The sequence below is a fragment of the Streptomyces sparsogenes subsp. cuspidosporus genome, assembly GCF_039532705.1.
GTDB classification, from domain to species: Bacteria; Actinomycetota; Actinomycetes; order Streptomycetales; family Streptomycetaceae; genus Streptomyces; species Streptomyces sparsogenes.
In genome coordinates, this window is sequence record NZ_BAAASD010000041.1 from 57,156 (window position 1) to 71,272 (window position 14,117).

The following is a 14,117-nucleotide window of genomic DNA, read 5'->3' on the forward strand; positions in this document are numbered from 1 at the left end:
CGCGGCGCGCCCCCTTCGGTGACAGGCCCTACGGCGCCACATCCTCCAGCTGCCGTCCGCTCGTCTCCTCCGCGGCCACGCCCGCCGTGAGCGAGCCGACGAGGGCGACCGCGGCGAGCGTCACGAAGACGGTGCCGAGCGCGCCGTCCGCGTACACGGCGCCGACGACGATCGGGCCGAGGATGACCCCGAGGCGGTTCATGGCGCCGCCGACGCTCGTGCCGAGGGCGCGGACGCGGGTTGGGAAGAGTTCGGGGGTGTACAGGTACAGGCAGATGTTGGCGCCGAAGAAGAAGACCGCCGCCAGCGAGGTCCAGATCAGCACGCCGCCCGCCGAGCCGCCGGCGAAGAGACCGAGGAGCAGCAGGCACAGGGCGGCGGCGCCGAGGGACCAGGCGAGGGTGTGGCGGCGGCCGACGCGGTCGACGGTGAGGGCGACGGCGAGGCAGCCGACGAAGCCGGCGCAGGACGTGACCGTCGAGTACAGGAGGGCGTCGGAGAGGTCCAGGTGGAAGCGGGCGCCGTAGATCGTGGGGAGCCAGGTGGAGATGCCGTAGTTGACGAAGTAGCCGGTGAACCAGAGCACGCTGACGACCAGGGTGCGCCTGCGGTAGCGGCCGGAGAGCAGCTCCCGCAGGCCGCCCCGGCCTGCGGTCTGTCCTGTGGTCTGTCCCCCGTTCTGACGTGGGGTGGGCGTCACGGACGCGGGTCGCGGCAGCGGCTCGCCGGTGATCTTTTCGACCTTCGCCTCGATCGAGGCCATCGTGGCAAGGGCCGCCTCGTGGCGGCCGTGGTCCGCCAGCCAGCGCGGCGACTCGGGCACGTACCGGGCGACGAGCAGGCACAGCACGCCGGGGACGGCGGCGAGGCCGAACATCCAGCGCCAGCCGAGCAGCGGCATCAGCCACCAGGCGAGCAGGGCGCAGGCGGTCAGGCCGGCCGGGAAGACCAGCTCGTACAGCAGGACGAAGCGGCCCCGCCGGTGGGCGCGGGTGATCTCGGCGATGAAGGTGGCCGCGACCGGCACCTCGCCGCCGATGGCCAGGCCCTGCACGAAGCGGAGCGCCATGAACGGCCCCGGTGAGGTGCAGAGGGTGAGCAGCAGGTTGAAGACGCTGGACAGGGCGATGCAGGCGGCGATCACCTTGACCCGGCCGACGCGGTCGGCCAGCCGGCCGGAGAGCAGCGCGCCGACGAGCATGCCCAGGGACCCGATCGTGATCAGAGACGTGGTCTGCCCGGTGGACAGCTGCCACTCGGCGCGCAGCTCGGGCAGGGCGTAGGCGATGAGCAGCTGGTCGAAGGCCTCGAAGAAGGTCACCGCGCCGATGATGAGCCGGACGGTGACGTGCCAGCGGCACAGGGGAAGGCGTTCGAAGCGGGCGCCGATGGCGGCGGTGAGCGCCGCGGTGTCCGCGGGGCGGCCTGCGGTGGCATGGGGAGTGTCGGTCGTCATGGAGCTGTCCTCCGGCCCCGCGCACGGGTGCCGCGGGAGGCACAGGATACGCACGGGACGGTTCGGGCCGGTGGGGCGGTGGCTGGGCAGCCGTACGCCCGCGCGGCGGTGAGGCGGCGGTGAACCGGGGGTGCCGGCGGTGCTCACCGCCGGGCCGTATGACTAAGCACTAAATCTCTCAGTGCTCAAGTTTTATCCCCCCTCTGACCTGTGGCGTCAAGGGTTCGTCGTGACGTCGGGGAAAAAACTTCGCCGGGTCCTCTTGCGGTCAAGATAGTTAAGACCTTAGATATTGAGCACTTCGAGATCGCTGCCGAGGCCCCGGGCCGGCCGTCCTCGAAGGTCCCCTCCCACCCCCTTCGAAAGGCCCTGCCATGGCACGCGTCCCAGTCGACGAGATCCTCATCGCGGGGCGCTGGAGGCGCGGTGGGGGAGCGCCGATCGAGACCGTGAACCCGGCCGACGGCACCCCGATCACCACCGTCCACGCCGCCTCGCCCGCCGATGTCGACGAGGCCGCCCGCGCCGCCGCCGAGGCCGCCGCGGCGCCCGCGTGGCGCGACCTGCTTCCCCACCGCCGGGCCAGCGTCCTCTACCGGATCGGCGACCTGATCGAGGAGCGCGCCGACGAGCTGGCCGCCCTCCAGACCGCCGACACCGGCAAGACGCTCACCGAGACCCGGGCGCTCGCGGTGAGCGCCGCCGGCACCTTCCGGTACACCGCCGCCGCGCTCGAGACCGCCGAGGACTCCCTCACCCCCGCCCGGGGGCCGTACGTCACGATGAGCGTGTACGAGCCGATCGGCGTGGTCGGCGCGATCAACCCGTGGAACTCACCGATCGCCTCCGATGCGCAGAAGGTCGCCCCGGCGCTGGCCGGCGGAAACGCGGTGCTGCTCAAGCCCGCCGAATGGACACCCCTCGTCTCGCTCGCCTTCGGCCGCCTGGTCCACCGGGTGCTCGCCGAGGAGGGGCTGCCGACCGCGCTGCTGTCCGTGCTGCCCGGCCGGGGCGGCGTCGTCGGCGACGCGATCGTCACCCACCCGCTCGTCCGGCGCATCGGCTTCACCGGCGGCACGGCCACCGGCCGCGCCATCGCCAAGGCCGCCGCCGGCAGGCTCGTCCCCGTCTCGCTGGAACTCGGCGGCAAGTCGCCGACGATCGTGCGGGAGGACGCGGACCTCGAGCAGGCCCTGGCGGGCGTCATGTTCGGGATCTTCTCCTCCAGCGGCCAGTCCTGCGTCGCCGGATCCCGGCTCTTCGTCCACCGGTCCCGGTACGACTCCTTCCTCGGCGAGCTCGTCGCGCGGGTGCGGGGCCTGCGCGTCGGGCCGGGCACCGACCCGGACACCCAGGTCGCCCCGCTCGTCCACCACCGCCACCGCGACGCGGTCGCCGGGTACGTGGACCTCGCCAGGGCCGAGGGCGGGCGGGTCCTGTGCGGCGGCGCGGCCCCGCACGGCGAGGCGTACGCCGCCGGCGCGTACTACCTGCCGACCGTCGTCGACGGGCTGCCGAACTCCGCCCGGGCCTGCCAGGAGGAGATCTTCGGCCCGGTCCTCGTCGCGCTGCCCTACGACGACGAGGACGACCTGGTCCGGCAGGCCGAGGACAGCGTCTACGGGCTCGCCTGCGGCATCTGGACCCGCGACGCCCGCGCCGCCTGGCGGCTCGCCCGGCGCATCGACGCGGGAACCGTCTGGATCAACACCTACAAGCAGTTCTCCATCTCCACGCCCTTCGGCGGGATGAAGGACAGCGGCCTCGGCACCGAGAAGGGCCGCGACCTCATCCGCTCCTACCAGCGGCAGAAGTCCCTGTACTGGGGCACCGACACCACGCCCCTGCCCTGGGCCCACTGACGCACCACCGGGAGACCCACCATGACCCACCCCCCGATCGCCCGGCTGCGCGCCCTGCGCTCGGTCGAGCTGCTCACCCCGGACTTCACCCAGGCCACCGACTTCTACGAGGAGGTGTGGGGCCTGGAGGTCGTCGAGACCGGACCCGGCGCGAGCTGGCTGCGCGGCACCGGCGAGGAACACCACGCCCTCCAGCTCACCCGCGCCGACCGCATCGGCCTGGGACGGCTCGCCTTCGCCGTGGCCACCCCCGCCGAGATCGACGAGGCCGCACGGCGGCTCGAGGCCCGCGGCATCCCCCCGGTCACCGGGCCGGGACCGCTCGACCAGGTGGGCGGCGGCTACGGCCTGCGCTTCCACGACCTCGACGGGCGGCTGATCGAACTGTCCGCCGAGACCTGGGCCGTCGCGCCCCGCGGCCGCGACGCCGCCGTGCCGGTCGGCGTCACCCACGCCGTGCTCAACACCCCGGACCTCGACGCGTCCGTCGCCTTCTACCGGGACGTCCTGGGGATGCGCGTGTCGGACTGGTCCGAGCACCAGATGGCCTTCCTGCGCTGCAACGCCGACCACCACTGCGTCGCGTTCAACCAGGCGCCCTGGGTGTCGCTCAACCACGTGGCGTACGAGATGAGCTCGCTCGACCACTTCATGCGCGGCCTCGGCCGGCTCAGGCACCACGGCATCACCCCCGCCTGGGGCCCCGGGCGACACGGGCCGGGCGACAACACCTTCTCCTACTTCACCGACCCCACCGGCCTCGTGTGCGAGTACACCTCCGAGGTCGCCCAGGTCGTCGAGGACGCCTGGATCTGCAAGGTGTGGCGGCGCACCCCCGAACTGTCCGACCTGTGGGGCACGGCCGGCCCGCCGTCGAAGCTGATCCGCGCCCACATGGCGGGCACGCCCGACGGCAGCCCCGTCGTCCCGCCCCTCGACGCCGAAGGAGTCCCCGCATGAGCCGCGCCACCCCCCGCAAGGTCGGCCTGATCGGCTGGGGCGCCATCGGCCGCGTCGTCGGCGGCGCCCTCGCCGCCGGCCAGGTGCCGGGCGCCGAGCTGGTGTGCGTGGTCGACAACCGCCCCCTCGCCGGCACTGCCCCGGCCCCGCAGCGCACCGTCGAACAGGCCATGGAGACCTGCGACCTGATCGTCGAGGCCGCCGGCCAGGGCGTCGTACGGGAATGGGGCGAGGCGATCCTCGCCTCCGGCACCGACCTGCTCATCGCCTCCACCGGGGCGCTCACGGACGACACGCTGACCGACAAGCTCCTCCACACCACCCCGGGCCGGGTCTACTTCACCGGCGGTGCGGTCGGCGGGCTCGACCTGCTCCAGGCCGTACGCGCCATGGGCCCCCTCGACGAGGTGCGGCTGACCACCACCAAGCTGCCCGCCACCCTCGAACAGCCGTGGATGGACGTGGAGTTGCTCGACCGGATGCGCTCCGCCACCGGGCCGGTGGAGGTGATGGCCGGCACCGCGCGCGACGTCCCCGTCAAGTTCCCCAAGTCGACCAACGTCGCCGCGTCCGTCGCCCTCGCCGTCGGAGACCCGGACGCGGTGCGGGTCAGCGTCGTCGCCGACCCCGCCGCCGCGCACACCTCCCACGTCATCGAGGCGAGCGGCGCCCACGGCGCCTACCGCTTCGAGGTGCGCCATCTGCCCGCCGCCGCCAACCCCGCGACCAGCCAGGTCGTCCCGTACGCGGTGCTGCGCTCCCTCGCGGCGCTCGCCGGGCGGACGGGACAGATCCTGTGACGGCGTACGACCCCGCGGGGCTCCACCTGGAGGAGGCGGGGGACGGCGGGCCGCTGCTGCTGTGCCTGCACGGCATCGGATCGTCCTCGGCCGCCTTCGCCCCGCAGTTCGCGGCGCTGGGCGGGGCCTACCGGATGGTCGCCTGGGACGCGCCCGGCTACGGCCGGTCCGCCGACCCCGAAGCGCCGCTGACCATGGACGACTTCGCCGACCTGGCCGCGGAGGTGATCCGGGCCCGCGGCGGCCGCGCCCATGTCCTCGGTGTCTCCTGGGGCGGTGTGATCGCGCTGCGGCTCGGGGTGCGCCACCCCGGCCTCGTCGCGTCGCTGATGGTCGTCGGCTCGACGCCGGGCTCCGGCACCGACCCCGACAAGGCGGCCGCCATGCGGGCCCGGGCCGGCGAGCTCGCCCGGCTCGGTCCGGAGGCATTCGCCGCCGCCCGGGGCCCCCGGCTGCTGACCGAGGGCGCGCCCGCCGAACTCGTCGAGCACGTCACCGCCACCATGGCCGCCTCCGTCCGCCTGCCCGGCTACGGCCACGCGGCGGAGGCCATGGCCACCACCGACCTGCGCGGCGAACTCCACCGCGTCACCGCGCCCACCCTCGTCCTGTGCGGCGACCAGGACCGGATCACCGGCCCCGACGCCTCCCAGGCCCTGGCCGGCGGTCTGCACAAGACCGCCTACGTGATCGTCAAGGACGCCGGTCACCTGGCCAACCAGGAGCAGCCGGAGCACGTCAACGCCTGGCTCGCCTCCCATCTGCACATCGCCACCGACCCGATGCCCACCGACCCCGATCCCACGAACCACCTCCCCGCCGACCCCATCCCCATCCGCCATCCGGAACCAAGCCGCAGGAAGGGCTGATCCTCATGCCTCTGACCACCACCGAGTACGACAACGGCGGCGACCTCGCCACGTACACCGACTCCCTCATCGCCACCAAGGACTCCCGCGAGCCCGACTGGGGCACCCTGTCCTTCCAGGAGAAGGCGGGCCCGCAGTACCGGCGCGCGCAGATCCGCTACGTCGGCTCCGGCGCCACCGGCGACCACGAGAACGACAACCGGATCCTTCCCTCCGGCGGCTTCACCTTCTCCAACATGCTGCTGCCGCCCGGCGCCGAGGGCCCGGCCCACACCCACCACGACGTCGAGGAGGCCTTCTTCGTCCTGGAGGGCCGGGTCCGCGTCGGCATCCACCGCGGCCCCGACGAGGTCGAGTACCGCACCCTCGGCTACCGCGACATGATCGTGGTGCCGGCCGGCGTCACCCGCTCGCTGAAGAACGAGGGCGACACCGACGCGCTGTTCTGCGTGATCATCGGCACCCGGAAGCCGCAGGTGCCCACCTACCCCGAGTACTCGCCGCTGTACGGCGTCTCCCGTGACTGAGCCGGTCACCCGGCGCACGGTCGTGGTGACCGGGGCGGGCCGTGGCCTGGGGGAGGCCATGGCCCGCCGGGCGGCGGCCGACGGGTACCGCGTGGTGGTCGCCGAGATCAACGCCGCCTGGGGCGAGCGCACCGCGGCGGCGATCCGCCGGGCGGGCGGCGCCGCCGAGTTCGCCCCGCTCGACGTCGCCGACCCGGCCTCCGTCGCCGCGCTCGCGGACCGGCTGGCAGCCTCGGGCCCCGTCTACGGCCTGGTGAACAACGCGGCGCTCGCCAACGGTGTGGGCGGCAAGGAGTTCCAGGACCTCGACATCGCGTCCTGGGACCTGATCATGACCGTCAACGCGCGGGGCCCCTGGCTCGTCGCCAAACACCTGCTGCCCCTGATGGCCCGGCCCGGCCGGATCGTCAACATCGCCTCGGACGCCGCCCTGTACGGCTCGGAGCGCCTCGCCCACTACATCGCCTCCAAGGGCGCCGTCATCTCCCTCACCCGCGCGATGGCCCGCGAACTGGGCGGGCGGGGCATCACCGTCAACGCCGTCGCCCCCGGCCTCACCGAGGTCGAGGCCACCGAGACCGTCCCGCCCGAGCGCCACGCGCTCTACGCCGACCGCCGCGCCATCTCCCGGCCGCAGCGGCCCGAGGACCTCACCGGCCTCGTCTCCTTCCTGCTCGGCGAGGAGTCCCGCTACCTCACCGGCCAGGTGATCGCCGTCAACGGCGGCTTCACCATGCACTGAACCTCCCCCGGCCGACCCCGGGGGAGCCCCCCCCACAACAGCAACGATCCGCAACGATCCGCAATGATCCGCAAGGAGTACGCCATGGACCTCGGCCTCGCCGACCGCACCGTACTGGTCACCGGCGGCAGTTCGGGCGTCGGCCTGGCCACGGTCCGCGCCCTGCTCGACGAGGGCGCCCGCGTCGCCACCTGCGGCCGCGACGCCGAGCGGCTCGACAGGGCCGCCGCCCGTCTCGGCGCCGGGCCCGACCGGCTGTTCACCGGCGCCTGCGACGTCCGCGACGCCGACGCCGTACGACGGTTCACCGAGGAAGCCGCGCGACGGCTCGGCGGCCGGCTCGACGGCCTGGTCAACAACGCGGGCCAGTCCCGCATGAAGCGACTCGACGAGACGACCGCCGAGGACTGGCGCGACGAACTGGAGCTGAAGTTCGCCGGCGTCCTCAACCCGCTGACCGCCGCGCGCCACCACCTCCGGGCCTCGGACACCGCCGCCGTCGTCAACGTCAACGCCGTCCTCGCCAAACAGCCCGAGACCCGCCTGATCACCACCAGCGCCGCCCGCGCCGGCATCCTCAACCTCTCCAAGTCCCTCGCCACCGAACTCGCCGCCGAGGGCATCCGGGTCAACTCCGTGTGCCTCGGCCTGATCGACACCGGCCAGTGGACCCGCCGGCACGCCGCCGCGGACAGCGGCCTCACCTACGAGGAATGGCAGGGCGAGCTGGCCGCCGACCGCGGCATCGCGCTCGGACGACTCGGCCGCCCCGAGGAGGTCGCCTACGCGATCCTCGCGCTGCTCTCCCCACGCGCCTCCTACATCACCGGAACCAGCATCGACGTCTGCGGCGGAGTCGGCCGCGGCATCCTGTGAGGAGCCTGCCCATGCGGTACACCAACGGCGGCGAACTCCTCGTCGCCCACCTGAAGTCCCTCGGCATCGACACCGTCTTCGGCATCGTGTCCGTGCACAACCTGCCCCTCGTGGAGGCCGTCGACCGACACCTGCGCTTCGTACCGGTCCGGCACGAGGCCACCGCCGTCAACGCGGCCGACGGCTACGGACGGGCACGCGGTTCCATCGGCTGCGCCCTCACCTCCACCGGCACCGGAGCGGGAAACGCGGCCGGCTCCCTCATCGAGGCGCTGTCCTCCGGGACGGCCGTCCTGCACATCACCGGGCAGATCGAATCGGCGTACCTGGGCGGCGGCCGTGGCTTCATCCACGAGACCAAGGACCAGCTCGGCATGCTCCGCGCGGTGTCCGCGTACGCCGCCACCGTCCTCTCGCCCCGGGACGCCGGACGGACCCTGCGCGCGGCGACCGCGGCGGCGCTCGCCGCGCCCGGCGGGCCCGCCAGCGTCGAGTGGCCGATCGACCTCCAGTACGCGGCACAACAGGACACCGGCGAGGCCGCCCCCGCCCCGGACACACCCCGTCCGGACGCCGCCGAACTCGCCGCCGCCCGCGAACTGCTGGCCACGGCCCGGCGCCCGCTGATCTGGGCCGGCGGCGGCGCCCGGCGCGCCCGCCCGGAACTCCTCGCGCTGCTCGAGACCACCGGCGCCGGGCTGCTCAGCTCCAACTCCGGGCGCGGCGCCGTCCCCGAGGACCACCCCCTCGTCCTCGGCAACTTCGCCACCACCCCCGCCTGCCGCGCCCTGCTCGCCGACGCCGACGCCCTCGTCACCGTCGGCACCCACTTCCGCTCCAACGAGACCGCCGACTACGGCCTGCAACTCCCCGGCGCGCACATCCAGATCGACGTGGACGAGGCCGCCCTCGGCCGCGTCTACCCCGCCCGCCACGCCCTCCACGGCGACGCCGCCACCGTCCTGCCCGCCCTCACCGAGGCCGCGGCCCGCGCGGACACCGACTGGACGGCCCGGGTCACCGCCGTACGCGAGGACGTACGCGCCGCCCTCCACGAGGACATCGGCCCCCAGGCCGCCCTCTGCGACGCCCTCGCCGCCGCCCTGCCCCGCGGCGCGGTGGTCGCCCGCGACGTCACCATCCCCTCGTCCTCCTGGGGCAACCGGCTGCTGCCGGTCCACGATCCGCGCGCCAACATCTTCCCGCGCGGCGGCGGCATCGGGCAGGGCCTCGGCATGGGCATCGGCGCCGCGCTCGCCCGGCCGGACCAGCCCACCGTCGTGATCGCCGGAGACGGCGGGCTCGCCGTGCACCTCGGCGAACTCCTCACCACCGCACAGGAGCGCCCCCGCCTCACGCTGCTCGTCTTCAACGACGGCGGATACGGGGTGCTGCGCAACATGCAGGACGCGTACGGCGCACGCCGCTCGGGAGTGGACCTGTGCACACCCGACTTCGCCCGGCTCGCCACCGCCTGCTCCCTGCCCTACGCACGCGTCGCCGCACCGGCCGACGCCGCGCCCGTCCTGGAGGCGGCCCTCGCCGCCGACGGCCCCACCCTCGTCGAGGTCGACCTCGCCGCCCTCGGCCCGATGAAGCGCCCGTTCACCCCGCCCGTCAAGGTCCCCACCGCGTAAGGAGGCCACCGTCATGACCACCCCCGAAGAACCCCGACTCGACCTCCTCGTCCGCCGGATGACCTGGGAGGCGGAGGGCGTCCTCTCCGTCGAACTGGTCCGGCCCGACGGCAAGCCCCTCCCCGCCTGGACCCCCGGCGCCCACCTGGACCTGCACCTGGGCGGGCACGTCCGCCAGTACAGCCTGTGCGGCGACCCCGACGACCCGACCACCTACCGCCTCGGCGTCCTCCACGAGCCGTCCTCGCGCGGCGGCTCCCGCCACGTGCACACCACCCTGCGCCCCGGCCACACCGTCCGGGCCACCGGCCCGCGCAACCACTTCGCGCTGGAGCCCGCCTCCTCGTACGTCTTCCTCGCCGGCGGCATCGGCATCACCCCCATCCTGGCGATGGCCCGCCGGGCGGACCGCGACGGCATCCCCTACCGCCTGGTCCACGGCGGCCGGTCGCGCGCCACCATGGCGTTCGGCGCCGAACTGGCCCGGCTCACCGGCGAGGTGTCCCGCGTCCCGCAGGACGAGCAGGGGCACCCCGACCTGGCGGCCGCCCTGCGCGACCTGCCGGCCGACGCCCTGGTCTACGCCTGCGGACCCGAACCGCTGCTCAAGGCGGTCGAAGAGGCCTGCCCCGCCGGCCGGCTCAGGGTCGAGCGGTTCGCCGCCCCCGCCGCCCCGCGCACCGGCGACGACACCGCCTTCGAGGTCGAATGCCGCGCCTCGGGCGTGACCCTCACCGTGGACGCCGACACTTCCGTCCTGGAGGCCGCCGAGCGCGCCGGACTGCCCGTCACCTCCTCCTGCCGCGACGGCATCTGCGGCTCCTGCGAGACCCGCGTGCTCGCCGGCACCCCCGACCACCGCGACTTCCTGCTCAGCGAGGCCGAGCGCGCCGGCGGCGAGACGATGATGCTCTGCGTCTCCCGCTGCGCCTCGGGCCGCCTCGTCCTGGACCTGTGACCCGTACGGAGGGACCCATGACCACCGACCCCACCACCTGGCCGTATCTCGCCCCGCACCAGACCCGCGACCACGAACCCACCCCCTACGAGCTGAAGCTCGCCCGCACCCTCGAAGAGATCTTCACCCACGACGGCCACGGCCTGGCCGATGTCGTCGACGGGCTCAACGCCCGCCAGGTCCGCACACCGTCCGGCGAGCCCTGGACCGAGGACACCTTCCGCGCCGAGATGCACCGCCTGGGAGCCTGACATGACCCTCTCCACCCACGACACCGCCGGCCACATCTACGCCAACGGCCTGCGCAACCAGTGGCACCCCGTCGTCCCCTCCCGCTTCGTGCACCCCGGCGGCCTGCGCAAGGTCACCGCCCTCGGCGAGGACTGGCTCCTGATGCGCAAGGCCGACGGCACGCTGTCCATGCTCGCCGACCGCTGCCCCCACCGCGGCGCCCCCCTCTCGCTGGGCAAACACCTGGGCGACCGGGTGGCCTGCTGGTACCACGGCGTCGAGGTCGACGGCTCCGGCACGGTCACCTCCGTGCCCGGCCTGCCCGGCTGCAACCTGGAGGGCAAGACCCTCGTCCGGTCCCTGCCGGTCCGCGAGGTGGGCGGCGCGATCCTCGCGTACTTCGGCGACGAGGAGCACCCGGAGCCGGCGGACCTGACCCTCCCCGAGCCGCTCACCGACCCCGGCGTGTCCTCCTTCCTGTGCTACGCCGAGTGGAACGTACCGTGGCGCTACGCCATGGAGAACCTCCTCGACCCGATGCACGGGGCCTTCCTGCACCACGAGTCGCACACCATGTTCGACGGCGACACCACGGCGAAGTTCCGCATCCGTGAGACGGCGCGCGGCTACTTCTTCGAGAAGACCGACCAGCGCGGGGTCAACTTCGACTGGGTGGAGCTGTGCCGGACCGGTGTCGACTGGGTGGACCTGTCCATCCCGTACCCGCCGTCGGCCGGGCCGGGCGGCGCGTTCGGCATCGTCGGCATGGTCTGCCCGGTGGACGCCGGGCGCACCGGCGTCTTCTTCTGGCGCTACCGCAAGGTCGCCGGATGGCAGCGCGACACCTGGCGCTTCCTCTACAAGACGCTCATCGAGGAACGCCACTGGCAGGTCCTCGAACAGGACCGCGTCATCCTGGAGGCCATGCCCGCCGATGCCGACCAGCGGGAGAACCTCTACCAGCACGACCTCGGCGTGGTCCGCCTGCGGCGGCTGTACCAGGCCGAGGCGGCGCGGCAGTCCACGGCGGCCGCCCCGGACCCGGCCGCCTGACGGGGGAGCCACCCGAAGGCAAGACGGCGGGGCGGGCGGCGTCACCCGGGGGCGCGGCCCGTCCGTCAGCCCGCCGCGCCCTCCCGCCGGTCCTCGTCCGCCGCGTCGGAGTCGACGATCGAGCGCTCCAGCCCGGACAGCAGCCGGGCGAGCTGTCGGCGCTCGGCGAGCGAGAGCCCGCCGAGCATCCGCCGCTCGTTCTCGAGGTGCTCGGTGAACACCTCGTCCACCTTCCGCAACCCGGCGTCGGTGAGCCGCGAGTAGACGACGCGGCGGTCGCCGGCGTCGCGCTCACGGACGAGCAGCCCGTCCTTCTCCAGCCGGTCGAGGCGGAGCGTGACCCCGGCCGACGAGATCAGCCCCGAGGCCGCGAGCTGCCCGGCGGTGAGCCGGTACGGGGCGCCCGACCGGCGCAGCGCCGTCAGCACGTCGAAGCCGGCGACGGACAGGCCGTGCCTCTCGATCTGCGCGGTCAGCCGCGACTGGTACTGCAGATAGGCGCGGTGCAGCCGGGCGAGGACCTCCAGCGGCGACGTGTCGAGGCCGGGCCGCTCGCGTGCCCAGTCCTCCACGATCCGTGCCACGGCGTCCGCTCGATGCGCCCTGCGCTGAGCCATGTCATCCCTTCGCGGCTCGTCATGTCGCGGGACGCGGGGTCGGTGTCCCCGTGGTCCCCGCGCGTCCCGGAGAAATTTTAGCCCTGAGAGGCGTGGCCGCCGTCGCGCGGTCTCAGGTGTAGCCGAAGCCGGGCGGCAGCGGCCGGTCCAGGAAGAGGGAGCGCGGGAAGGCGTCGGCGAGCACCCGGTAGCCCTCGGGGTTGAAGTGCAGGTGGTCGCCCACGTCGAGGTCGGGGCGGAGCCGGCCGGGGCGGTCCGTGTCCCGCGCCGCCCGGTCCAGGTCCACGACCGCGTCGAACCGCCCGCTGGTGCGTATCCAGTCGTTGACCCGCTGCCGGGCCGCCTCCCGGTGGCCGGCCGGGTCGTCGTAGTCGCGGTTGCCGCCGAACGGCGTGAGGGTGGCGCCGTAGACACGGATCCCCTGGGCGTGGGCGCGCATGATGATCTGGTCGTAGGCGGCGATGAGCCGCTCCGCGACCTCCTGTTGTGACTCGGGGGTGGCGGCGGCGGTCCCGATGTCGTTGACGCCTTCGAAGACGATCAGGGAGCTCACGCCGGGCTGCGCCAGCACGTCGCGGTCCACCCGGGAGAGGCCGCTCGGGCCCAGCCCGTCGTTGAGAAGCCGGTTGCCGCCGGCCGCCTGATTCAGCACCGCGGTGCCGGCCGTCCTGCGGTCGGCGCGCAGACGTGTCGCCAGCCGGTCGGTCCAGCGGTCGTTGTGGTTGGTGGTGGAGCCCCGGCCGTCGGTGAGCGAGTCGCCCAGCACGGCGGTGGCCCGGGTGCGGGCCGGCGACCACACCTCCACGCCGCTCAGGAAGTACCAGTGGTCGACCGGGGTCGCCCCCGCCAGGTCCGTGGCCGCGAGGTGGTTGCCGCGCAGCAGATAGGAGGTGGTGCGCGAGCCGGGGTGGGAGGTGATGGCGGTGGACCGCTGGCCCGTGGCCAGGTACGTGGTCACGGTCAGGTTCGAGCCCGCAGGCACGCGGAAGTCCAGGGGGTCGGAGACCACCTGCGCGCCTGTGGGCACCGTCGCCCCGGCCCGGCCGTGGAAGGTGACCGGCCGGGACGTGCCCGGCCTGATGGCGCTCACACCGGCCCGGCCGTCCACGGGAGCGGCCACGGAGACGCCGGTGATGGGCAGCGGCGCCCCGCCGAAGGCGTTGGAGAAGCGGAGCCGGAGGTGGCCGCCGCCCACCGACACGTGCACGGTCTGCCGGAGGGTGCTGTCGGCGAGGACCGTGCCGTCCTGGGTGAAGGGCGCGGGCGGCATGTTGCCCGGTTCGGTCAGCTGGGGCATGGCGGTCCAGGTGCCCACCCAGTGGGTGCCCGTGGGCGGCGCGCCCGTGGCCTCCTCGGCCGGGCTCTCGGCGCCCCGGGCGCCGGACACCAGCATCACCGCGGGCACGACGGCGGCGAGCACCGCCGCCACCAGCGGCCGGAGTCCTCGGATGTCCTTGCGTACGGACCATCCACGCACGGCAGTTTCCCTCCTGGTGCTATGGGAGCGCTCCCAAAGGCTGGACGCATGA

At 73.9% G+C, this 14,117-nt stretch carries 14 protein-coding genes; 11 read left to right on the forward strand and 3 right to left on the reverse strand.

Going from position 1 to position 14,117, the window contains the following annotated elements; genetic code table 11:
- Positions 1-28: 28 nt before the first annotated feature.
- The gene (locus ABFY07_RS33855) at positions 29-1,456 is read right to left on the reverse strand and encodes an MFS transporter (protein WP_346178159.1); all 1,428 of its coding nucleotides are present in this window, start codon (positions 1,454-1,456) and stop codon (positions 29-31) included.
- Positions 1,457-1,830: 374 nt separating this feature from the next.
- Between ABFY07_RS33855 and ABFY07_RS33860 the strand changes: the two genes are divergently transcribed.
- The 11 genes from ABFY07_RS33860 (at position 1,831) to ABFY07_RS33910 (ending at position 11,971) form a co-directional block, all read left to right on the forward strand.
- Positions 1,831-3,318: an aldehyde dehydrogenase family protein gene (locus ABFY07_RS33860; protein WP_346178160.1), complete on the forward strand. Its 1,488-nt coding sequence runs from the start codon at positions 1,831-1,833 to the stop codon at positions 3,316-3,318.
- A 21-nt stretch (positions 3,319-3,339) separates the two neighbouring features.
- Positions 3,340-4,278: a VOC family protein gene (locus ABFY07_RS33865; protein ID WP_346178161.1), complete on the forward strand. Its 939-nt coding sequence runs from the start codon at positions 3,340-3,342 to the stop codon at positions 4,276-4,278.
- Positions 4,275-5,078, forward strand: a complete 804-nt coding sequence (locus ABFY07_RS33870) for an aspartate dehydrogenase domain-containing protein (RefSeq protein WP_346178162.1) — start codon at positions 4,275-4,277, stop codon at positions 5,076-5,078. The genes ABFY07_RS33865 and ABFY07_RS33870 overlap by 4 nt, the downstream gene beginning before the upstream one ends.
- The gene (locus ABFY07_RS33875) at positions 5,075-5,947 is read left to right on the forward strand and encodes an alpha/beta fold hydrolase (protein ID WP_346178163.1); all 873 of its coding nucleotides are present in this window, start codon (positions 5,075-5,077) and stop codon (positions 5,945-5,947) included. Before ABFY07_RS33870 ends, ABFY07_RS33875 begins: the two co-directional genes overlap by 4 nt.
- A 5-nt stretch (positions 5,948-5,952) precedes the next feature.
- A complete protein-coding gene (locus ABFY07_RS33880; RefSeq protein ID WP_065967804.1) occupies positions 5,953-6,474 on the forward strand; it encodes a cupin domain-containing protein in 522 nt (173 codons plus the stop codon).
- Complete coding sequence (locus ABFY07_RS33885; protein ID WP_346178164.1) at positions 6,467-7,216, forward strand: SDR family oxidoreductase; 750 nt, start codon at positions 6,467-6,469, stop codon at positions 7,214-7,216. Before ABFY07_RS33880 ends, ABFY07_RS33885 begins: the two co-directional genes overlap by 8 nt.
- An 84-nt stretch (positions 7,217-7,300) precedes the next feature.
- Entirely contained in the window at positions 7,301-8,092 is a 792-nt protein-coding gene (locus ABFY07_RS33890) for an SDR family oxidoreductase (RefSeq protein ID WP_346178187.1), read from the forward strand.
- An 11-nt stretch (positions 8,093-8,103) separates the two neighbouring features.
- Positions 8,104-9,729, forward strand: coding sequence for a thiamine pyrophosphate-binding protein (locus ABFY07_RS33895; RefSeq protein ID WP_346178165.1), 1,626 nt, complete (start codon positions 8,104-8,106; stop codon positions 9,727-9,729).
- A gap of 13 nt (positions 9,730-9,742) precedes the next feature.
- A complete protein-coding gene (locus tag ABFY07_RS33900; RefSeq protein ID WP_346178166.1) occupies positions 9,743-10,687 on the forward strand; it encodes a PDR/VanB family oxidoreductase in 945 nt (314 codons plus the stop codon).
- A 17-nt stretch (positions 10,688-10,704) separates the two neighbouring features.
- Positions 10,705-10,938 carry a recombinase-like helix-turn-helix domain-containing protein gene (locus ABFY07_RS33905; RefSeq protein ID WP_346178167.1) on the forward strand — a complete coding sequence of 78 codons (234 nt, stop codon included), beginning with the start codon at positions 10,705-10,707 and terminating at the stop codon, positions 10,936-10,938.
- A 1-nt stretch (position 10,939) separates the two neighbouring features.
- Positions 10,940-11,971, forward strand: a complete 1,032-nt coding sequence (locus ABFY07_RS33910; protein ID WP_346178168.1) for a Rieske 2Fe-2S domain-containing protein — start codon at positions 10,940-10,942, stop codon at positions 11,969-11,971.
- A 65-nt stretch (positions 11,972-12,036) separates the two neighbouring features.
- Here ABFY07_RS33910 and ABFY07_RS33915 read toward each other — a convergent pair whose 3' ends face one another.
- Positions 12,037-12,588, reverse strand: coding sequence for a MarR family winged helix-turn-helix transcriptional regulator (locus ABFY07_RS33915; RefSeq protein WP_065967798.1), 552 nt, complete (start codon positions 12,586-12,588; stop codon positions 12,037-12,039).
- A 112-nt stretch (positions 12,589-12,700) separates the two neighbouring features.
- Entirely contained in the window at positions 12,701-13,981 is a 1,281-nt protein-coding gene (locus tag ABFY07_RS33920; protein ID WP_346178188.1) for an SGNH/GDSL hydrolase family protein, read from the reverse strand.
- Positions 13,982-14,117: the final 136 nt, after the last annotated feature.